We start from the raw sequence: 20,285 nt of genomic DNA, 5'->3' as shown, positions 1-20,285 counted from the left end.
TCATCTGTCCGCTATTTTCCATCCATATGCTATTTCGGGATAAGCAATCCCTTCAATGTTGAATTGATCCTCACCGATCTTCTGGCCGCCAAGTCCTTCATAAAAGTACTTCGCCTCATTACCTTTAAGCATCCAGGCGACAATTCCTGTCATCCCTTCAGCCGCGAGATGTTCTTCTAATGAGCGCATTAGTTTTGTACCAACACCTTGTTTGACAGTCGCTGGATCAACGTAAATGGCATATACTTCTCCATCGTAATCCGGATGCAGCTTATCACGGCATTTGCCGCCGCTGATAAATCCGACAATGGTTCCTTCTGACTCGGCCACCAGCAGGAGCGATCCTGATGATAGTACTTTTTCAAACCGTTCTGCCCTGTCTTCAGGTCGAATAGCTGCCAAGTAAGCAGCCGGCAAAATATCTTTATATGCATACTGCCAGCTCCATGCGCTGATTTCACCAATGCGGCGGCAATCAGCTAGACATGCTTCTCGAATAGATACTGTCATCATTTTAGCTCCTTTTTATGCTAGTACAGTTGGCTGGAAATCAATCAAAAGAATAGAACGTACGCCCGGTCGGTCTGCCTCGCCTTTTTTGATGGGACTGACGTAATGGCTTACCGCTTCATCATTGACACCATACGATTCTAATGGCTGGTGAATCTCGAAGCTTTCATGGAACTGATTTTCATCCGCATCCTTCGGCAGTTTGCCTGCACAAGCAGGTGTTGCGATGATGTTCAGACCGCCAACAACATTATCCCGCTTCATCAGATGTGCAAATGTAAACGGCTCACCATCCTGGTGAATAAGGTTAGGTGATGATACACCTTCCTGCCCGTCTTCTGTCACTTCCAGCTTCACAAAATGAATCCCTGCATGAACTGGCAATATTAAGTCTTCCTGACGCCAAAATGTTTCTTTGTAATCATGCATGATGATTTTCTGCAATAATTTGTTTTCCAGAATATGATCCGGAAGTGATGGAAATTCTCTGTAAGAATCCACATATTCAGGATTGAATCGGCCTTGGAAATACTGCGCCATACTGCCATTCTCCCGCTCAATACCTGGCAGCCATTCCATACGCTCATCCTTATCAAAGATGATTGCTCGTGAATAGCGGCGGTACCGGTTCAATTCGGGAGCATAGCTATCTGTCGGCAATGTGTCAAAGACAGCCTGCAGCTCAGCTAAGTCTTTCTCCAATCCGTCATAAGCAAGCTCTTTCTGTAAATCATATCGGCTGTAGCCTTGTTCTTTTAACGCGTGCATGCATAAACCTCCACAAATCTAGAATCTTTCTCTATCATAATACATGCAAAGGGAAAGAAACATGTTTTCGTTTGCGATTTTATGACATTTACGTCAGGAGTGGTGTTCCATGCAAAAGAAATCCAAAGCAGAATTTGAGAAACTATACCAAACTGCAGCCGTCATGCATGCACGGCTGCGCACCGGGGATGTGTTGTATAGCTCCATTGGTCCTTCTACCTTCTTTTTCAGCCACGCTGGTATAGTCGGAGAGGATGGAAAAATTTACCACGCGCATCCATTAGGTGGTATTACAGAATCTTTGCCTGCTTATTTGTCGCGGCACCGTTACGGCGGGTCCATTACACTTCTCCGGCCAAAAGCTGGCCCAGCAGAAGCAGCTGCATGGGCAGTTCAACATATCGGTTCCATGAAAGGTTATCGATTTAACCGGACATTAGCGGATACAAATTGGAACTATTGCACAAAGTTCGTTTGGCAGGCTTTCTCTTCCGGCTGCGGTATTGATTTGATCCCTGCCACAGGAAGACAATCTAAACGCTGGATATTTCCTCGCCATATTAAGCGGTCTGCTCACTTTGACCCCATCGCTAAATTCTCTCTCGAGTACCGACTCTAGTCGCAATTTTCTGGTAAAATGAGAAGGATTGTATATAAGGGGGAATGAATATGCATTTTGAACAGAAATTAGAAAAATACGCCGAATTACTTCTGCATATTGGCTTACGTGTGAAGACAGGACAAGACCTAATGATTTCAGCAGACTTGTCCGCTGCACCGTTTACGAAAGTTGTAGCACAGAAAGCATATGAAGCTGGTATGCGAGATGTTGTTGTCGATTATCAGGATGACTTTATTACGAAAGCAAAAATCAGCTATGCGAAAGAGGAAGATCTTGATTTCTACACCCCTTTCCGCGGCCGAGTTTATGAAGAACTTGCAGCAGCTGATACAGCTTTTTTGGAAATCAAAACACCGAACCCTTCTCTATTTGATGGTATTGACCCTGCTAGAGTTGCTCGTTATACAAAAGCTGTAGGTGCTGCCAGACAAGGGTACCAAGCTTACAAAACAAATGGACGTATTAACTGGCTGATTGCTTCTGTTCCGACAATTGAATGGGCGGAATCTGTTTTTCCTGACTTAACTGGACAAGCAGCTGTTGATAAGCTATGGGACAGCATTTTCTTCACTACTCGCTCTGATCAGGAGAATACAGTAGAGCTTTGGGAACAGCATGTAGCAGCAATGAAAAAGAATGCTGATCACCTTAATGCACGCGATTATCGAAAGCTGCACTATACAGGACCAGGAACGGACTTAACAATCGAGCTGCACCCGGAAGCGATGTGGACATGTGCAGAATTCAAGAAGGAAGATGGTAGTACGTACATCCCGAATCTTCCTACTGAAGAAGTATTTACTATTCCTGTAAAGAACGGCGTAAACGGGACTGTCAGCAGTACAAAGCCTTTGAATTATGGAGGTACGTTGTTGGAAAACTTCTCTCTTACCTTCGAAAAAGGGAAAGTAGTAGATTTCACTGCCGAGAAAGGCTATGAAACATTAAAGAACTTACTGGACACAGATGACGGGGCAAGATTCCTGGGTGAGGTAGCACTCGTGCCGCATGAATCCCCTATTTCCCAGTCTGGCATTGTCTTTAACAACACTTTATTTGATGAAAATGCTTCCTGTCACTTAGCGCTTGGACAGGCTATCGGATTTTGTGTGAAAGATGCACAGAACAAGTCAAAAGAAGAACTGACGGCAATGGGCTTTAACTACAGCTTAACGCATGTCGATTTCATGGTTGGCTCTGGCGAACTCTCGATTACAGGCGAAACACCAGACGGTAAAGTGGAACCAATCTTTGATAACGGAAACTGGGCTTTCTAACATAAAGAAAAGGAGCAGCAAAATCGCTGCTCCTTTTCTTTATGTACGGCATATCGCAATTACTTCTTGATAGTAAGCGAGCTGGTGCGGACATAACGCATCGCGCGATATATCAATCCGCTGTCGTGGTGCTCCAGCTACGATTTCCGCTTCCTTGGTTGTATTTTCACCCTCAATCAGGCTTTCCAGATCATCCACTCGCATCCGAATAATTTGGACAACTTCATCATTAAGCAGAATATTCGGCAGTTCCTCCAGATAGTAGAAGAATTGGTGACAAAATTCCCTATCAATCAAGCTTGCAGCGAATAATTCTTCTTGGATAACACCCTTATAAAACAGATCACTTTCTTGAAGTGTGACTCCTAATTCTTCTTGTACTTCGCGCAGGCCGCCGATTACAGGCGTTTCGCCACTTTCCAAATGACCCGCTGCGGTAATGTCGTATTTCCCGGGAAATTCCCTTTTATTGAAGGCGCGCTGCTGTAGATAAATGTATAGATCTGTCCCATCGTGCTCGACGAACCAGCAATGAAACGTTTCATGCCAGTCCCCGTCCCGATGTACTTCTTGTCTTTCCTTCACGCCTATCTCTCGGTGCTGGTCATCAAAAATCGTCAATAGCTCCATGTTAGGCCCCCATACTATATCTTTACACTTCACCCTTTAATGTAAGCGATTGCCTACTCAATGTCTACACACATTCCCAATTAAATGGAGTTTTCGCGCATTTCCTCGACCAGCGGTATCACGTCGTTTGCAAAGCGTTCCATTTCCCGAAGCTGAGGTGAAAATTGAAGCAAAAGCAAACTAACACCTGCATGCTCATAAGCAAGAATCCGCTGCGCAATCTGCATTGGGGTTCCAACTAGATTCGGACGCAATCCCCTTGCAGCAACAGCGTCATCACTAATGATGCTTTTTTGCGCTAATTCTTCCTCTGTTACATATGCTTCGTAGTCGACTCCGGTAATGCGTTCCCATTCTTGATATGCCTCTTCCTCTGTCTCGCGGCAAATGACATATGCAGTCATACCAAACTCGGTAAAAGGCTGCTTGCCAGCAGCTTCGCGCCGAATTTGCATGTCAGCGACCATACTGGCTGTTTCTTGTACTGTGCCGCCTTTCATTACGTAAGCATCACATGTTTCCGCAATTGTCTGCCGCAAATAGTCGCTCTCTCCGCCAGCGTACAAAGGTGATATCTCTTTTTTATTCGCAGCTGGAAGATAATCGATATGCTGTACTTGATAATATAATCCATCATATGTGTAACTGCCCGCTGCCCAAACACCGCGCAACACTTCAAAGAATTCCTCTGTCTGCAGATAGAATTCCTCTGTTCCGGCTATATCGCCAGCTTCCCGCTTTTGTTCTTCTTCGCGAAGGAAAGAAACAACTGCGAGTGAAAAGCGGCTGTTGCTAATCTGATCAATGGTCATCGCCTGCTTGGCAGCTTCCACTGGCTGATCAATACTCGGACGGACTGCTGCCATAATATGCAGTTTATTTGTTGCCTCTGCTACAGCACTAGCTGTTTCCCAAAAATCCAGCTTCTGATCTGCATTCTTCCCTTGGTATAGGTAGGTGTCAGGAAGAAATACAGCATCGAATCCGTTGCGCTCTGCCATGTGTGCTGTTTCCTTTACACATAATAAGCTAAGAGATGCCTCATCTTCTACATGCCGCAGCCAGCTGTTTGTTACTGGCTGCCAATACGCATATTTCATATCTATTACTCCTTTTGCACATAGGAAATCCTACCGAACGACACATCGATTCTACTAAAAAAGCTTCTTCGATAAGAAGAAGCTCGTTACTTGCAGCCGTCGTTATCTTATCACGCAGCTTAAATAAAGCTGCAGGTCGTAGCACCTTCCTGCAGGACTGCCCTCCTACAGTGGGTTGCCGGGCTTCATCGGGCCTTTCCCTCCGCCTCTCGTTATAAGATTTCTTATGAATTGTCTCTACTACTATACCAGAATTACAGCGACGGATTCAAACAGAATAGCCCCGCTGCTGGTAAGCCTCCATTAAAAGTTTGAATCCTTCCTGCCGGGCTTGCTCCTCATAAACAGGACTCGTCAGCATAAATTCCACATCGGCGCCATAATAATTCTGCAGCTCCTCCAGTTGTTGGAGCACCTCAGCTGGTGTGCCTATCACCATGGTCGCTCTGTTGTCTTGCAGACGTTCCTTTTCATATGGAGATAATTTGTACGCTGCAGCTGTGTCTGGACGCAGCATTCCGTTTACAGGTCTTCCCTGTTCTTGCAGCAGCGATGCCACTTCATGGCTTTTCGCTAATGCTTCTGCTTGAGCATGCGTCGCAGCACAGAACAAAAACAAGCTGATTAACGCTTGCGGCTTTCCCGCCTCATGCTGGAAAGCTTGTCGGTATATATCCAGCACAGCTGCATCTTTTTCACCGCGGATAAACTGTGCGTAAGCAAACCCCATACCATAATAAGCAGCAAGACCAGCACTGCCAGCACTGCCGCCCAACAGCCAAACAGCAGGTACCGTCTTAACGTCTGGCATTGCTTTTATTTCTCCAAAGCGATGCTTCTCCTCTTTCTTTATATCCAAGTAATGAAGCAAGTCACGTATCTGACGATCATACCAATCCTCCGGCACGATTTTATGCTCCTGCAGTGCCCGTTTAGCTGCTGGCATGCCACCTGGAGCACGCCCAATTCCGATGTCAATTCTTCCTGGATGAAGTGCTTCAAGCAGTCTCGCGTTTTCTGCCACTTTATAAGCGCTATAGTGAGACAGCATGACACCGCCGGATCCGATTCTTATTCGTGATGTTCTGCTTGCCAGATGAGCCATCATTAATTCAGGACTGCTATGTCCCAAGCTTGCGCCATGATGTTCTGATACCCAGAAGCGCTCGTATCCAAGCTGATCGGCTAGCTCTGCTAAACGAACTGTCTCCTGAAGTGCTTCAGCCGCATTGCCATCTTCTTTAAGACGAGATTGATCCAATATACTAAGCTTCATATCTTTCACTCCTTGTCTCTATCATAGCCGGTGCGAAAGACTTTTAAAAACATTCCGTTTTTCTGTATGCTAGTACTGTCAGAACAAAAGGAGGCTGGTTACGTGATTGGGTTTATTGGATTAGGAATTATGGGAGAAAACATGGCAGCGAATCTGCTCAAAAAAGGAGAGCAATTGGTTGTTTATAACCGAACGAAAGCAAAAGCACAACATTTGCTAGATAATGGAGCTATCTGGGCCGAATCACCTCAAAAAGTTGGCGAACAGGCAGATATCGTATTCACAATGCTCACTGATCCAAAGGCTGTGAAAGCCGTTGTCCTCGGAGAAAAGGGACTGTTCAGCGGAATGAAGAGAGATAGTTTATGGGTTGATATTAGTACGGTAAAACCAGCATTCACGAAGGAAATGGCTGCAGCAGCTAAGAAACATCAAATCCGTTTCGTTGATGCACCTGTTTCCGGTTCAAAAGCACCTGCACAGCAAGGAAAACTGCACTTTCTTGTTGGAGGAGATGCACAAGATGTAAATAAGATTACGCCTTTGCTTGAGAAAATGGGACAAAGCATTCAGTACATGGGGGAAAATGGGAACGGTTCCGCGACAAAACTAGCAGTGAATATGCTGCTTGTACAGTCTCTTACTGGTTTATCTGAAGCCATAAGTTTTGGTGAAGCAGTCGGTCTCGATGCCGAACACTTGATGGACGTACTGCTGGCTCTTCCTGTAACAAGTGATATTCAAGCTGGAAAGCGAGATACCATTCTGCAGCAGAACTTTGACCCGCAATTTCCGTTAGAGCATGCTTACAAGGATTTGCAGCAAATCTCTGAAACAGCTTATGAAGCAGGAGCTCCTCTGCCGATGACAAATACCGTCAAAGAGCTTTATGCACTAGCGAAAAAGAATGGCTACGGCAAAAAAGATGTTGCGGCTGTTTACGCGTTGTTGGCACGTGACTAACATAAAATTTTGCATAAAAAAGTTAAAGGATCCGATTTTTTCGGATTCTTTTTTTATTCTCAATTATTTTTTGTAATTAACATTGGCATACTAACGGAAATATGTGGGTATGAAAAGCAGAGATACTTATTTCATGTGAAGTATTTTTTTGCATATTTTCACTACATTAGAATCGTTATAAATCTTTTGATTTAATAAATTTTTTAAATCAATTAAATATATCACTCAAAATAGAGCAATCCTTTCATATCAATATTTTTATGCTAATATAATGTTGTATTCAATAATTTATTTACTTTACTAAAGGGGTTTTCGTTATGGCTGATTCATCTAATAAACCGAAACGGGAAGTCAAATGGATTCCGCTCCTTATTACGGTTTTAATAGGAGTAATTCTTTGGTTCATTCCCTCACCTGATGGTGTAAAAGAAGAAGCTTGGCATTTATTTGCCATTTTTGTAGCAACCATCATTGGATTGATTATCAAGCCCATGCCAATGGGAAGTGTCGCCATCTTATCTTTAACAGCTATCGTATTAACACGCACACTAGGATTAGAGGAAGCACTTAGCGGATTTCAAAACAGCACAATTTGGCTGATTGTTATCGCATTTTTCATCTCGAGAGGTTTTATCAAGACTGGTCTTGGTTCTAGGATTGCCTACCTATTTGTCCGCTTATTCGGTAAAAAGACATTAGGATTGTCTTATTCCTTAATCGGTAGTGATTTAATTCTTTCGCCAGCGATGCCATCGAACACAGCACGTGCCGGCGGGATTATTTTTCCGATCATTCAATCTCTGTCGAATTCTTACGGCTCCAGAAGCGGAGACGGTACGGAACGCAAAATCGGCGCTTTCCTGACTACAGCATCTTATCAGGGTAATGGAATTACTTCCGCAATGTTCCTAACAGCAATGGCAGCCAACCCACTGGCAGCGAGTGCTGCAGAGAGTGTTACTGGACAATCTATCTCGTGGGGCAGCTGGATTCTTGCTTCCATTGTTCCTGGTATCATCAGTTTAATTGTTATCCCATTTGTTGTTTTCAAGCTTTATCCGCCTGAAATCAAAGAAACACCAAAGGCAACTGAAATGGCTACAGAGAAACTGCAAAGCATGGGAAAATTGAAACGTTCGGAATGGTTTATGATTGCCGTATTCTTTTTACTGCTTGTCCTATGGATTTTCGGCGGAAGCTTTGGCATCGGCTCAACGACTGCAGCATTTATCGGTCTGGTAGTACTCTTGCTGACAGAAGTGCTGACTTGGTCTGACATCAAGCAGGAACAAGGCGCTTGGGACACACTTGTCTGGTTCGCTGTCCTCGTTATGATGGCAAATTACTTAAATGAACTCGGTCTTGTACCATGGTTCAGTGATATTATGAGTGATGTCGTAAGTACGCTGTCCTGGCCGGTAGCATTGCTATTGCTTGCAATTGTGTATTTCTATTCGCACTACTTCTTTGCTAGTAACACAGCGCATGTGAGCGCGATGTACGCTGCCTTCCTGTCCGTTGTTGTAGCAGCTGGTGCCCCTCCGTTAATGTCAGCTCTCTTGTTAGCATTCTTCAGTAACTTGTTCGGATGTTTGACGCATTACGGCAGCGGTCCTGCTCCAGTATTCTTCGGTGCAGGCTTTGTCTCCCAGCAAAAATGGTGGGGACTCGGTTTCATCATCTCCATTATCCATCTGATTGTCTGGATCGGTATTGGCGGCATTTGGTGGAAGATCATCGGCTTATGGTAAAAAAGAAAACAGGAATCCTGCGCGGATTCCTGTTTTTTTATAGGCTTTTATACGTTGTTTCTGCTGCTGTCTCAATGAATGGACTTAGGTTGCCACTGCTGTACATATGCAATTCGTGCATCGCACGTGTGCATGCTGTATACAGCAGTGTGCGCTCTGATTCATGACCGTACGCCATATCTGATACATCATATAAAATAACGGCGTCAAACTCAATTCCTTTAGCTAAATAAGCAGGAATGACAGAGAGGCCTTTTTTGTATTGCGACGTCGTTTCTGTTATTAGATCTGCTTCCATTTCTTCTTTAATCCAATCATACGCTGCTCTGCTTTCTTTGCTCGTCTTAGCGATTACTGCAATCGTTTCGTAACCAGCTGTTTGTAAAGCTCGGATTCTCTCTGAAATCATGCTGCGTCGTTCGGATTCATCTTTCACTTTCGCTACTGTCGGCAAGTCGCCATCACGGTTGAACGGCTGGATATGCTTTGCATGTTCCAAGAGCTCTTTCGTAAAGTCGACAATCTGTCTTGTGGACCGGTAGCTTCTCCATAGCTCAATCCGATGACTGTCAGCAGTATTACCAGACAGCACATTTTCGCCCGTAAGCGAATGCGCTTGAATTGCTTGGTTGATATCTCCGAGCAACGTCATCCGTGCATTAGGAAATGCCTGCTGCAAGTAAGCAAACTGAAAAGCAGAATAATCCTGCGCCTCATCGATCAATACATAACGAATGGTTTTATCAGAACGATCGCCCAGCACCTTGTCACGGAAGTAAACAAAAGGTGTTACATCCTCCCAGCTCATGTACTTCTGCATCAAATTCTGTTTGGTCGCTTCGGTTAATGCAGGCCATGAAGCCGGCATTTCCGGACGTCTTTCTGCAGTAAGCATTCGCAAGTATGATTTTTTCACATTAATAAAGGCATGCTTCAGAACTTTTTCAATCAGCGGACGAAGCTTCCGTTCGACAACCCACTTTCTGAGAATCTCTTCTTCTTGCTTGTTCTCTTCAAAGTCACTTGTTTCTGAACGGTCTTTCTTCTGCAATTCTGAGAAAGCCTCCACATAGTCTTCTTTCTCCATCAGCTCGACTTCTTCTCGAACCCATTCTTTCCGTGTTTCCCAATCGCCCCATGCTCGAAGCTTTTCAACAATCCATGCTGCTGTCAGTTCCGCTCGATTAGCCAGCGGCAGTGTATTGGAAAGCCCGTAAAAATGCGACTGAATTTCTTGCTTGCTCACAATGCGCTGTTTTCGGAAGCTGACATCCTTGAAAATAAGGCCTGCACGCTTGAACTCTTCCAGCTTCTCGTCAATATAGTTCTTAAAATCAAGACTCGCCTTATATTGAATTCCTGCCAGCCGCTTCTCTTTTTCTTCACCAGAAGCAAGCAGCATGTATTCCATCTGTTCAAATGGTGTCTCAATCGTTTCTTTTCCTTGTAGCTGTCCATGCATATGCGCATAGAAAGTCGCTTGCTTCATATTTTCCTCGCCAAGCTCTGGCAGGACATTGGACACATAACTATTGAATAGCGGGTTAGGGGAAAGTAAAACAATATTCTCTGCCGTAATACGATCACGATAATGATACAGCAAATAAGCAACCCGCTGAAGCGCAGCGGAGGTCTTTCCGCTTCCAGCTGCTCCTTGCACAATCAAATTAGCTGCTGATTCGTTCCGGATAATTTGATTTTGCTCTTTCTGGATAGTCGCAACGATGCTTTTCATTTCCGTGCTGGCATTGCCGCCTAGTACGTACTGTAACAGGCTGTCACCAATTGTTACGCCCGTATCAAACAGCGCCACAAGCTTGCCATTCCGGATAATGAATTGACGCTTTAGCGTTACTTCTCCTTCAATCGCGCCTTCAATTGTTTCATAGGAAGCATCTCCTGGTGAAAAATCATAATACATACTGGAAATCGGTGCACGCCAATCATAAATGAGAAAATCTTCTTCTTTCTCATCCATTAAACTAGCCAACCCTACGTAGATTTCCTCATCATGATCTGCACCGTTCTCCCGGAAGTCAATTCGACCAAAATAAGGGTTACGCTGCAGTCGGTCAAGTGTCTTTACTTCATTATGAATTTGCTGATGCGTTCGTTCTCGTTCTCCTAATAGCTCCGCTTGCTGCTTTAAGCTGGCCTGCGTCTCATTCACATCATCCGGCTCATCTAGGTTGACCGTTACGTCTTCCCAGAAATTCTTCCGAAGATCAATTACCTTTTCCCGCAATCCTTGAATAAGTCCTGCCGTTTTTTCTCTTTTTGCTTCTATTGTCTTTTGGACACGGGCAACACGGGCTTGTTCACCCTGCAAATCTTTTTCCTCTTCTGACATACCAACGTCCCTCCAAAACAATTGACATTTATATATAATTAATGTATAATTTTATATGGTTTGCTAAATTATGTTATATAGCAGAACATCCTTTATTTTACCATGTTCATTGTTCCCCTGCAATTCTTCCCTATCCTGCCTGTTTCCAAGCTATCGCATTGCATATCCCTTCTATTCTTGTATATAATTAGTTAGGGTATCGAAATATTAACGCGAAAGAAGTGTTATCCATCTAATGACTGACGAACAGCTCGCAAAACGCAACCTGTTTATCATGTGGTTCGCTAACTTTTTTATTTCAGCGAGCCTAAGTATGATCATGCCATTCTTATCTTTATATATTTCATCTTTCGGCACTTTATCAGAACGTGAAGTGCAAAGCTGGTCTGGTATCATTTTTGGAGTAACTTTTGTTACAGCCTTTATCTGCTCTCCTTTTTGGGGAAAGCTAGGTGACCGTTACGGCCGGAAATTGATCTTAATTATAACTTCCTTCGGCATGGGGATCTCTATTCTCCTGCTTGGTTTTACCGAAAATGTATGGCAGTTGTTTATGCTTCGTTTGTTTATGGGGATTTTCACTGGTTTTATCGGAATTTCCCAAGCCTTTATCTCGACACAGACACCAAGCCATATCGCCGGACGTGTGCTCGGCACCTTACAGACAGGAAGCATTACTGGTATGCTATTCGGACCCTTGATTGGCGGTATTCTTGCAGACAGCATTGGGTTCCACGGTACATTCTTCCTTGTTTCTTTAAGTGTTTTCACTTCTGCACTTTTAGTAACATTCGGGACAAAAGAATATCCGGTTAAGATTCAAAAAGGCGAAAAGTCACACTATACTTCCAAAGAAGTGCTGGCGCATATTTTACGTGATCCAATTTTGTTAGTCGTTCTGATTTTAAGTTCCTTAATTCAGATTGCTAATTTCAGTGTGCAGCCAATCTTGTCTCTTTATGTACAAGAACTGCACGGACCGGCAAACATCGCCTTTTATTCTGGAATTGCATTTTCTGCTGCCGGGCTTGGCAACTTGCTGATGACGAGAACATGGGGCAAGCTGGGCGACCGAATTGGTTATGTTAAAATACTGATTGGTCTCATCTTCGCTGCCGGAATTGTCTATATTCCAGGCGCCATGGTGGATTCTGTATGGGAGCTCGCTGTTATACGGCTATTCCTAGGCATGGCGATTGGCGGGATTATACCGCTGCGAGTGGCTTACATCCGCCAAGCGGCGCCAATCAGCATGCAAGGGGAAGTGCTCGGATATAATAATAGCTTACGCTTCCTTGGGAATTTCATCGGTCCCATCATGGGCGGGATAATGGCTGGTTATTTCGGCTTCTCTGCTGTCTTCTATATGACAAGTGCCTTGCTTATTATATGTGGCGTCACATTGCTCACGGCTCATATCAAGAACAGCCGCAGCAATACACGGGCTCACTCGATTTAAAAAGGATTGCCGATTTATTTCGGCAATCCTTTTTTATAACATATTAAAGCTGCGAACAGCTACTGCTTCAATCTCTACGTTGGCACCTTTCGGCAACTTAGAGATTTCTACCGTTGCACGTGCTGGATAAGGCTCGGATAAATGACGTCCGTATACTTCATTTACAGCAGCAAAGTCATCCAGTGACGTCAGGAAGATTGTCGTTTTGACAACTTGGTCAAATGATAAACCAGCTTCATCCAAAATGGCAGTCAAGTTCTTCATTACCTGCTCTGTCTGCTCCGTAATTGATTCCGCCATCTCTCCTGTTTCCGGGTTCAGAGGAATTTGTCCGGAAATATAAACCGTACCAGCAGTTTCAATTGCCTGTGAATATGGTCCGATTGCTTGTGGTGCTTTATCTGTTTGAATGATATTACGCATATGTCTCTCTCCTAATTAAAATAGATTTTTAAAGAAATCACCAATAGACTTGAAGAAATCCTTCACGCCCTGCCAGAAACCATCATTGTTGGCAACTTCGTCAATCTTATCTTGAATCGTGCTGGCGATATCTTCTAATTGGTTTTTAACGCCATCAAAGTTAATATCCAGCTGACGCATCTTATCAAACAAATCGATCAACAGCTGTCTGTCTTCTTCACTTAAACTAACCTCCAGCTTACTCAGCTGGTCAGATACGATTTGCTCCACTTCTTCCCGTGTAGCGGGGTTTTGTTCGGCAATTTCCTGTTTAATATCTGTCATGAGCTGGGTTACTTTTTCATTATCCAGCCCTTCTTGCTGTGCAAGATCTGTCGTGAGATCCAATTCATCATTGGCAACCTCTGTCCGCTCCGGATCCAAGTTGCCATCTGCTGTATCATACGCTTTGTATATACCTGTCAGCGCCGAATGGCCGCTCACTTTCACTGGGGATGCAACTTCTACCGCTGCATTCTCAATCCCTGCAGTAAGCAGAGCATTTTTGTACATATCGACAGTTACTTGCGTGATATTTTCAGGTGTCACAATCTGAATCTCCAGACCATGTCCTTCTTCTTCTCTCGTAATCATCGCGGAAGAATACATTCTGGAATTGGCATCTCCATTTATGTACTTCACGATATCATCTGCTGTAACTGGGATTTCCTCTACATTATTTGTATTTGTTACGCCAAGATCTTCTCTAACTTGCTGTTTTTGTGCATCTGACAGCGAATCTCCAACAACGACAATCGGTAAGCCGAATTTTTCATTAATACTATCCGTGTTCTTTCCAGTATTTGCGGATACAACATCGGAAAAGGCAAAGCTAAGCACTAGGGCAAATGCAACACAAGCCGACATGCATTTCGTTAACCAACTCATGGAAAATGTTCCACCTTTTCTTCAAAATGGTCTTGCTTTCTCATTATAAACTTTTCAAAAAATAAATAAAGCTATATCTTAGTTAGCCAAACTGCCAATATAAAAAAGCTGCACCATCTTGATGCAGCTTTTCATTAAGAATGTTTCTGAACAGATCCGTCTTTTTTATGAATAATTGTCTCTGTTTCTTTATTAGCAGCAATCTCTTTCGCTCGGTTGATTGCATCCTGTTTGTTATCAAATACCTGGGAAGGTCGTTTCGCATCTTTCGCCTGCACTGCCCAGCCATCATCATGCGGTACGACTTCTTCCGCCTCGTCCATTAAATCGGGGTTACTGTGAGAAGCATCGGCATCTCGTTCCGTTGGATCATCATTTTTCATAAAGTCTTTCACTTCTTTTTCCGAAGCATTATCATGCCACTCTTTCGCCTGACTAGTAGCAATAGGAATTGCTCTGCCTTCCTCATAGCCTTCGTCCAGCATCGCATTCGCAATTTCAATTGCTTTCTTTTTAACTGGCTTGTCCAAGTTTTTCAGTGAAGCAGGATAGTCGTCCATTGTCCAAGGCATGCTAAAAACTCCTTTGTTTGTTTTCGTACATGTAGTATTCCCTTTCACCCTCTGGTGAAACGCAGGAAGCAAAAGAGTTGTATATAGGAATATCCCGCTTTACAATTGCTCTATTACCAAAAAGGAGATGATGCCCCATGGCAAAAAACGAAGAAATACAATTAGCCAAACGACCGGAAGGCATGCCAACAGAGGAGAATTTCCGCTTTGTCGACACAGAAGTACCGGAACTTGAAGAAGGACAGGTGCTGGTTAAGAGTATCTATATTAGTGTAGATCCTTATATGCGCGGCAGAATGAGTGATGCAAAATCTTATGTTGCTCCTTATGAAGTAGATGCCCCGATTTCCGGAGGCGTTGTCGGACAAGTGACAGAATCACAATCTGATAAATTCCAAAAAGGCGACTATGTGCTAGGCAATCTGCCTTGGGCGCGTTACAATGCAGCAAATCCAGACAACCTGCAAAAGGTCGATCCTGAGCTCGGACCAGTTTCTACAGCATTAGGCGTGCTCGGTATGCCTGGCCTTACCGCTTATTTCGGCTTAACAGATATCGGTGAACCGAAGTCTGGTGAGACGGTTGTTGTTTCCGGCGCTGCCGGCGCAGTCGGATCCACTGTTGTACAAATCGCTAAAATTCTCGGCGCACGCGTTGTCGGCATTGCCGGGTCACCGAAGAAACTTGATTACGTAAAAAACACATTAGGTGCTGATGAAGTAATCAACTACAAAGAAGAAGATGTAGCAAAAGCATTAGAGAAAGCCTGCCCAGATGGCATAGACGTCTACTTCGATAACGTCGGTGGCCCTGTATCTGACGCAGTTTATCCATTATTGAATGCACATGCCCGCATCCCGCTCTGCGGCAGCATCTCTTCTTACAATAAAAAAGAAGACCAAGGACCTCGTATTCAAGGGTACCTTGTCAAAGCTAAAGCCAAAATTCAAGGCTTTATCGTTGCAGACTACGGTGAACACTTCGCTGAAGGTAAAAAACAGCTGTCTGAATGGTTCAAACAAGACAAGCTAACCTTCGAAGAAAACGTTGTGGATGGTTTTGAGAACGTACCAGATGCATTTCTTGGATTGTTCAAAGGTGAGAATTTAGGGAAGCAATTGGTGAAAGTAGCGGAAACGGAATAAAAACAAAAAAGCTAGTGATGCCGGTTGGCTCACTAGCTTTTTTTAAAACTAATTATCTATTATCCACTTTCTCCGGATACATATCATGGTTCATCATGCGGTGATCAGCCATTTGCTCATACTTCGTGCCTGGACGGCCGTAGTTGACGTATGGATCGATAGAGATTCCACCGCGTGGTGTGAACTTGCCCCATACTTCGATGTAACGCGGGTTCATCAGTTCTTTCAGGTCATTTAGAATGATGTTGATGCAGTCTTCGTGGAAATCACCGTGGTTGCGGAAGCTGAATAGATACAGCTTAAGTGATTTACTTTCGACCATCTTTTCATCTGGAATGTAGCTAATATACACGGTACCAAAATCGGGCTGGTTCGTGATTGGGCATAATGTTGTGAATTCCGGACAATTAAATTTCACGAAATAGTCGCGGTATACATGTTTATTATCAAAGGTTTCAAGAACCTCAGGTTTATAATCGAAATCGTAGACATTGTTTTGGTTGCCTAGCAATGTTACGTCTTCCATTTCTTCTGGATTTCTTCCTGCCATTTGTAATTCCTCCTTGCTGTTGCTATTTTGCACAAGCGTTTTTTATTATAAAGGATTTTCTCCATTTTGTCTCATGAAGGTCGTCACGTCTTGATGTGTCGGCATGCCAGCCTGCGCACCGGATGATCCGATTTGCAAGGCAGCTGCGGCATTTGCATAGCAGCAAGCTTCGGCAAGCTTACCGCCAGACGCCAGTCTCACAGCAAGCGCCGCATTAAATGTATCGCCAGCTCCTGTTGTATCAACTGCTTCGGCAGGATATGCAGCTATGGTACCTCCGTTATAGACGACGCCTTTTTCTCCCTTGGTAATCACAAGCTTGTCGGCAAATTCCTGCAGCGCCTTGTTTGTATCTTCAAACAAAATGGAAGCTTCTGATTCATTTGGTGTGATGTAGCTTGCTTGCTGAATAATTGCAGCGGGCAGCGCTTGAGCTGGTGCTGGGTTCAGTATGTAAGGGACATTGGCTTCTTGACAATATGCAGAGACGGCGGCAACTGTCTCTATTGGAATCTCTAGCTGGATAAGGACCATCTCACTCGCTTCGATAACATCCTTTTTTTTCTTAATAAAAGCTGGCGTTAGCTGAAAGTTTGCTCCTGGAATCACAGTAATGCTGTTGTCTCCGTCCACTACTTGAATAACTGCAACGCCAGAAGATGTATCTGCTCTTCCGATGTGGTCTGTACGCACGCCTTCTTGTTTTAAAACCTGTACCAATTCATCGCCGAAAGCATCTTTTCCGACCATGCCAATCAGGCTGACATCTGCACCAAGCCGTGCGGCTGCAACAGCTTGATTGGCTCCCTTGCCTCCTGGAAAGGTATCAAAACGCTCGCCGAGGATCGTTTCACCAGCTGCCGGCCGCTTCGCGGAGGTTGCCGTCAAATCCATATTCAAACTGCCGATTACTGTAAGTTTGGGCTTATTCAGCATAGCTAGTCCTCCTTTAGAAGATGATCGTTTTATTGCCGAATACAATCACACGGTCATCTACATGCCATTTCAATGCTCGCATCAGCACACTGCGCTCCACTAGACGGCCTACGCGTTTTAAGTCTGCTGCTTTATCTTTATGATTGACCCGGTGAATATCTTGTTCAATAATCGGCCCTTCGTCCAAGTCAGACGTAACATAATGACTTGTCGCTCCAATCAGCTTAACACCTCGCTCAAATGCGCGTTCATATGGTTTGGCACCGATAAAGGCAGGCAGGAAGCTATGGTGAATGTTAATAATTTTATTTTTGTAGTTTTCCAGAAAAGCTGGCGTTAATATTTGCATATATCTAGCTAAGATTACTGTATCAATTTGATATTGTTTCAACACAGAAAGCTGCTGGCGCTCTGCTTCTTGGCGAATGTCTTTATTAGCCGGAATATGGTGAAACGGTATACCGTATGCTTCCGCTAATTCACGGGCATCTTCATGATTGCTGACAATTACAGCAAGATCAGCCATCAGATTGCCGCTTTGGTATTCCCAAAGAATCTCCTGCAAGCAATGCAGTTCTTTCGAAACGAAAATTGCCAGTTTCTTTAAATCGCGAACACGTACAAGCTGCCAATCCATTCGGAAATGTGCGGCAATAGATTGAAAGTCTTCCTCCAGCTGTTGGATATCACTTTCTCGCTGACACTCAAATTCGATGCGTAAGAAAAAGCTTCCGCCATCTGGATCAGTTGTATATTGGTTGGACTCCATAATATTTGCTTTTTGTTTATAAAGAAATTCCGATACTGCAGCCACGATACCCGGCTGATCGGGACAAGAAATTACAATTCGATATCTATTTTCATTTTGCTGCTGGAATGCTTTGATTTTATCAAGAAAATGTACGGCCATGATTAACCTCCTAATATACTTTCCTATACCTTAATTCTTTTATCTTAACGATTGTACCCTATTTCCACAACAAGGAAGGGAAACAAAAAAATACGATTCCAGCTGACCGGAATCGTATGTATTGTGTGAGCGGCTAGCTCTTTTATACACGAGTAATTTGCTTGAGTGTCTCCAAACAGAAATCAACTTCTGCTTTGCTTGTATTAAGCGGAGGGAGAATGCGCAACACATGCTCGCCAGCTACAAGTACGAGTAAACCGAGTTCTCGAGCTTGATGAACAAGTTCAATTGCCTTTCCACTTGTTCCAAGACCGAGCAGCGCACCTTTTCCGCGCACATCCGTAAAAGTAGAAGACTGTGTAACAATTGCTTGCAGCTCTTCTCGGAAATAGTCAGCCATCTCCTGCACTTCTGCCAGAAATTCCGTATTCGCAATTACTTCAAGCGTTGCTTTTCCGGCGGCGGCTGCTACTGGATTGCCGCCGAAGGTACTGCCGTGACTGCCTGCCTCAAAAGCTGCCGCTGCCTTTTCTGTTGCCAGCATAGCGCCAATTGGAATACCAGAACCAAGCCCCTTTGCTGTTGTCAGCACATCAGGCTGCACCTCATACTGCTCGTATGCGTAAAGTGTGCCTGTACGGCCAACACCTGTTTGCACTTCATCCAGCATAAACAAGACATCATGTTCCTTACAAAGACGCGCTACTTCTTTGACCCAGGCAGGATCCGCTGGAATCACACCGCCTTCTCCTTGCACAATCTCCAGCAGCACGCCACATGTATCGGGGCCAATCAGATCTTCCAGTGCTTGGTTATCATTATACGGAAGATAGCGAAATCCTTTTGCAAGGGGCGCGAAATGCTTTTGAATTTTTTCCTGTCCAGTTGCAGCGAGTGTCGCTAATGTGCGGCCGTGGAAAGATTGGCTGAAAGTGACGACTTCATAAGCTGCTGTTCCTTTCACTTTTTGCGCATAGCTTCGTGCTAATTTAATTGCCGCTTCGTTTGCTTCTGCTCCGCTATTCGCGAAAAATACTTGATCAGCGAACGTGTTCGCGGTGAGCAGATCTGCCAGCTGTTCTTGAATTGGAATATGATATAAATTAGAACAATGCCATAACGTATCGAGCTGTTCCTTTACAGCTTCTTTAACAGAAGCAGGAGCATGACCTAGATTACATGTAGCAATCCCAGCTGTGTAGTCCAAATATTGCTTTCCGTTCTCGTCCCAAACATAACTGCCTTCCCCTTTTGTAATGGAAATAGGAAATCGGCTATATGTTGGTATGACCGATGACAATGCTGCATTCGTTTCAGACATGGTAAGCCTCCTCGGATAAAGTAATAGTCGTTCCTGCGACATTTCCATTCACGAGCTGAAGCAAGCTATTTTCAGCTAGTCCATTGACAATCGTAACTTTTTCCGCACCTTGTTCAAGTGCTTCTAAAGCGGCTTGAACTTTCGGAATCATGCCGTCCTTAATCAAACCTTGCTGTATCATGTACTTTAATTCATCATCGGTGACATTTGTCAGCATTTGTTTTTGACCATCAACGTGACGGTAAATACCTGGTATATCACTGATAAAGCATAATTCCGCTTGAAGTGCTTGCGCAATAGCCGATGCAGCCAGGTCGGCGTTAATATTGAACCGCGCGTCGCCTTTTCCGCCAGCAAGCGGGGAGATGACGGGTATATTATCTTGTTCGACAATCTGCTCGATGAGCGCGGTGTTCACTTTTGTTACCGTTCCGACAAGTCCAAGCTTCGCTGCATTGGCTACTGGCTCTGCATAAAGCAGCTTCCCGTCCAATCCGCTGATTCCGTACGCACCTGTTCTGGACATCAGCTTCCGGACTAGAAATTTATTCATCGCTCCGCTTAATGCCATCTCCACAACATCCAGCACTTCTTCTGTTGTCACACGGAGTCCATCAACGAATTCTGCTTTTACTCCCGTTTGCTGCAGCAGTTCATTAATCAGCTTCCCGCCTCCATGCACAATGATCGGTTTCCAGTCGCCTTGTTTTTGAATCGCAGCGATATTGTCATAAAAATTGGCCGGCAGTTTATCAATGATGCTGCCGCCGCATTTGATAATTAAGAAATTCATCG

General features: G+C 44.2%; 20 protein-coding genes and 1 riboswitch. Of the genes, 6 read left to right on the top strand and 14 right to left on the bottom strand.

Annotated elements, in window-relative coordinates; translation table 11 throughout:
• Together B1K52_RS07555 and B1K52_RS07550 are read right to left on the bottom strand one after the other, a co-directional pair.
• Entirely contained in the window at window positions 1-510 is a 510-nt protein-coding gene (locus B1K52_RS07555) for a GNAT family N-acetyltransferase (protein ID WP_179106491.1), read from the bottom strand.
• A gap of 15 nt (window positions 511-525) precedes the next feature.
• A complete protein-coding gene (locus tag B1K52_RS07550) occupies window positions 526-1,278 on the bottom strand; it encodes a 2OG-Fe dioxygenase family protein (RefSeq protein WP_077306903.1) in 753 nt (250 codons plus the stop codon).
• A 109-nt stretch (window positions 1,279-1,387) separates the two neighbouring features.
• Here B1K52_RS07550 and B1K52_RS07545 point away from each other — a divergent pair, with 109 nt between their 5' ends.
• Window positions 1,388-1,897 carry a C40 family peptidase gene (locus B1K52_RS07545; protein WP_077306901.1) on the top strand — a complete coding sequence of 170 codons (510 nt, stop codon included), beginning with the start codon at window positions 1,388-1,390 and terminating at the stop codon, window positions 1,895-1,897.
• 50 nt (window positions 1,898-1,947) lie between these two features.
• Window positions 1,948-3,177 carry an aminopeptidase gene (locus B1K52_RS07540; protein ID WP_256855868.1) on the top strand — a complete coding sequence of 410 codons (1,230 nt, stop codon included), beginning with the start codon at window positions 1,948-1,950 and terminating at the stop codon, window positions 3,175-3,177.
• Window positions 3,178-3,216: 39 nt separating this feature from the next.
• Here B1K52_RS07540 and B1K52_RS07535 read toward each other — a convergent pair whose 3' ends face one another.
• The 3 genes from B1K52_RS07535 to B1K52_RS07525 form a co-directional block, all read right to left on the bottom strand.
• The gene (locus B1K52_RS07535) at window positions 3,217-3,807 is read right to left on the bottom strand and encodes an NUDIX hydrolase (RefSeq protein ID WP_077306897.1); all 591 of its coding nucleotides are present in this window, start codon (window positions 3,805-3,807) and stop codon (window positions 3,217-3,219) included.
• A gap of 80 nt (window positions 3,808-3,887) precedes the next feature.
• Window positions 3,888-4,907, bottom strand: a complete 1,020-nt coding sequence (locus tag B1K52_RS07530) for an LLM class flavin-dependent oxidoreductase (protein ID WP_077306895.1) — start codon at window positions 4,905-4,907, stop codon at window positions 3,888-3,890.
• A 104-nt stretch (window positions 4,908-5,011) separates the two neighbouring features.
• A riboswitch (SAM riboswitch) is annotated at window positions 5,012-5,128 on the bottom strand.
• A 47-nt stretch (window positions 5,129-5,175) separates the two neighbouring features.
• Window positions 5,176-6,183, bottom strand: coding sequence for an LLM class flavin-dependent oxidoreductase (locus B1K52_RS07525; protein WP_077306893.1), 1,008 nt, complete (start codon window positions 6,181-6,183; stop codon window positions 5,176-5,178).
• 102 nt (window positions 6,184-6,285) lie between these two features.
• On the opposite strand from B1K52_RS07525, the gene B1K52_RS07520 reads away from it, so the two are divergent.
• Entirely contained in the window at window positions 6,286-7,146 is an 861-nt protein-coding gene (locus B1K52_RS07520; RefSeq protein WP_179106490.1) for an NAD(P)-dependent oxidoreductase, read from the top strand.
• Between the two features lie 317 nt (window positions 7,147-7,463).
• A complete protein-coding gene (locus B1K52_RS07515) occupies window positions 7,464-8,897 on the top strand; it encodes an anion permease (RefSeq protein ID WP_077306888.1) in 1,434 nt (477 codons plus the stop codon).
• Between the two features lie 37 nt (window positions 8,898-8,934).
• Here the strand turns inward: B1K52_RS07515 and helD are convergent, their stop codons facing one another.
• On the bottom strand, window positions 8,935-11,247 hold the full coding sequence (helD, locus tag B1K52_RS07510) for an RNA polymerase recycling motor HelD (protein ID WP_077306886.1): 2,313 nt from the start codon (window positions 11,245-11,247) through the stop codon (window positions 8,935-8,937).
• A 235-nt stretch (window positions 11,248-11,482) separates the two neighbouring features.
• Here helD and B1K52_RS07505 point away from each other — a divergent pair, with 235 nt between their 5' ends.
• Window positions 11,483-12,706, top strand: coding sequence for an MFS transporter (locus B1K52_RS07505; protein ID WP_077306884.1), 1,224 nt, complete (start codon window positions 11,483-11,485; stop codon window positions 12,704-12,706).
• A gap of 33 nt (window positions 12,707-12,739) precedes the next feature.
• Here B1K52_RS07505 and B1K52_RS07500 read toward each other — a convergent pair whose 3' ends face one another.
• The 3 genes from B1K52_RS07500 to B1K52_RS07490 form a co-directional block, all read right to left on the bottom strand.
• A complete protein-coding gene (locus tag B1K52_RS07500; RefSeq protein ID WP_077306882.1) occupies window positions 12,740-13,129 on the bottom strand; it encodes a RidA family protein in 390 nt (129 codons plus the stop codon).
• 15 nt (window positions 13,130-13,144) lie between these two features.
• Entirely contained in the window at window positions 13,145-14,056 is a 912-nt protein-coding gene (locus B1K52_RS07495) for a DUF1002 domain-containing protein (RefSeq protein ID WP_077306880.1), read from the bottom strand.
• A 134-nt stretch (window positions 14,057-14,190) separates the two neighbouring features.
• Entirely contained in the window at window positions 14,191-14,628 is a 438-nt protein-coding gene (locus B1K52_RS07490; RefSeq protein ID WP_077306878.1) for a DUF2188 domain-containing protein, read from the bottom strand.
• Between the two features lie 137 nt (window positions 14,629-14,765).
• On the opposite strand from B1K52_RS07490, the gene B1K52_RS07485 reads away from it, so the two are divergent.
• Window positions 14,766-15,773 (top strand): NADP-dependent oxidoreductase, encoded by a 1,008-nt coding sequence (locus tag B1K52_RS07485; RefSeq protein ID WP_077306876.1) that lies wholly within the window; start codon window positions 14,766-14,768, stop codon window positions 15,771-15,773.
• Between the two features lie 52 nt (window positions 15,774-15,825).
• Here the strand turns inward: B1K52_RS07485 and queF are convergent, their stop codons facing one another.
• The 5 genes from queF to argB all read right to left on the bottom strand — a co-directional run bounded on the left by queF (window position 15,826) and on the right by argB (window position 20,283).
• Window positions 15,826-16,323 (bottom strand): preQ(1) synthase, encoded by a 498-nt coding sequence (gene queF / locus B1K52_RS07480; RefSeq protein WP_077306874.1) that lies wholly within the window; start codon window positions 16,321-16,323, stop codon window positions 15,826-15,828.
• Window positions 16,324-16,368: 45 nt separating this feature from the next.
• Window positions 16,369-17,259 carry a ribokinase gene (gene rbsK, locus B1K52_RS07475; protein ID WP_077306872.1) on the bottom strand — a complete coding sequence of 297 codons (891 nt, stop codon included), beginning with the start codon at window positions 17,257-17,259 and terminating at the stop codon, window positions 16,369-16,371.
• Between the two features lie 13 nt (window positions 17,260-17,272).
• Complete coding sequence (gene purU, locus B1K52_RS07470) at window positions 17,273-18,169, bottom strand: formyltetrahydrofolate deformylase (protein ID WP_077306870.1); 897 nt, start codon at window positions 18,167-18,169, stop codon at window positions 17,273-17,275.
• Window positions 18,170-18,311: 142 nt separating this feature from the next.
• Window positions 18,312-19,490 (bottom strand): acetylornithine transaminase, encoded by a 1,179-nt coding sequence (locus tag B1K52_RS07465; protein WP_077306868.1) that lies wholly within the window; start codon window positions 19,488-19,490, stop codon window positions 18,312-18,314.
• Window positions 19,483-20,283, bottom strand: coding sequence for an acetylglutamate kinase (gene argB / locus B1K52_RS07460; RefSeq protein WP_077306866.1), 801 nt, complete (start codon window positions 20,281-20,283; stop codon window positions 19,483-19,485). The genes B1K52_RS07465 and argB overlap by 8 nt, the downstream gene beginning before the upstream one ends.
• Window positions 20,284-20,285 lie beyond the last annotated feature (2 nt).

This window comes from Terribacillus halophilus (genome assembly GCF_900162685.1).
GTDB classification, from domain to species: Bacteria; Bacillota; Bacilli; order Bacillales; family Amphibacillaceae; genus Terribacillus; species Terribacillus halophilus_A.
Note: the sequence above shows the minus strand (reverse complement) of the source record. Positions and strands in the feature narration are given on the sequence as shown.

Coding starts and splice junctions, on each gene's coding strand:
- B1K52_RS07515 (WP_077306888.1), top strand. CDS start 7,464: ATGGCTGATTCATCTAATAAACCGAAACGGGAAGTCAAATGGATTCCG.
- B1K52_RS07535 (WP_077306897.1), bottom strand. CDS start 3,807: ATGGAGCTATTGACGATTTTTGATGACCAGCACCGAGAGATAGGCGTG.
- helD (WP_077306886.1), bottom strand. CDS start 11,247: ATGTCAGAAGAGGAAAAAGATTTGCAGGGTGAACAAGCCCGTGTTGCC.
- B1K52_RS07485 (WP_077306876.1), top strand. CDS start 14,766: ATGGCAAAAAACGAAGAAATACAATTAGCCAAACGACCGGAAGGCATG.
- B1K52_RS07490 (WP_077306878.1), bottom strand. CDS start 14,628: ATGCCTTGGACAATGGACGACTATCCTGCTTCACTGAAAAACTTGGAC.
- B1K52_RS07465 (WP_077306868.1), bottom strand. CDS start 19,490: ATGTCTGAAACGAATGCAGCATTGTCATCGGTCATACCAACATATAGC.
- B1K52_RS07495 (WP_077306880.1), bottom strand. CDS start 14,056: ATGAGTTGGTTAACGAAATGCATGTCGGCTTGTGTTGCATTTGCCCTA.
- B1K52_RS07550 (WP_077306903.1), bottom strand. CDS start 1,278: ATGCACGCGTTAAAAGAACAAGGCTACAGCCGATATGATTTACAGAAA.
- argB (WP_077306866.1), bottom strand. CDS start 20,283: ATGAATTTCTTAATTATCAAATGCGGCGGCAGCATCATTGATAAACTG.
- B1K52_RS07540 (WP_256855868.1), top strand. CDS start 1,948: ATGCATTTTGAACAGAAATTAGAAAAATACGCCGAATTACTTCTGCAT.
- rbsK (WP_077306872.1), bottom strand. CDS start 17,259: ATGCTGAATAAGCCCAAACTTACAGTAATCGGCAGTTTGAATATGGAT.
- B1K52_RS07530 (WP_077306895.1), bottom strand. CDS start 4,907: ATGAAATATGCGTATTGGCAGCCAGTAACAAACAGCTGGCTGCGGCAT.
- purU (WP_077306870.1), bottom strand. CDS start 18,169: ATGGCCGTACATTTTCTTGATAAAATCAAAGCATTCCAGCAGCAAAAT.
- B1K52_RS07545 (WP_077306901.1), top strand. CDS start 1,388: ATGCAAAAGAAATCCAAAGCAGAATTTGAGAAACTATACCAAACTGCA.
- B1K52_RS07505 (WP_077306884.1), top strand. CDS start 11,483: ATGACTGACGAACAGCTCGCAAAACGCAACCTGTTTATCATGTGGTTC.
- queF (WP_077306874.1), bottom strand. CDS start 16,323: ATGGCAGGAAGAAATCCAGAAGAAATGGAAGACGTAACATTGCTAGGC.
- B1K52_RS07525 (WP_077306893.1), bottom strand. CDS start 6,183: ATGAAGCTTAGTATATTGGATCAATCTCGTCTTAAAGAAGATGGCAAT.
- B1K52_RS07500 (WP_077306882.1), bottom strand. CDS start 13,129: ATGCGTAATATCATTCAAACAGATAAAGCACCACAAGCAATCGGACCA.
- B1K52_RS07555 (WP_179106491.1), bottom strand. CDS start 510: ATGACAGTATCTATTCGAGAAGCATGTCTAGCTGATTGCCGCCGCATT.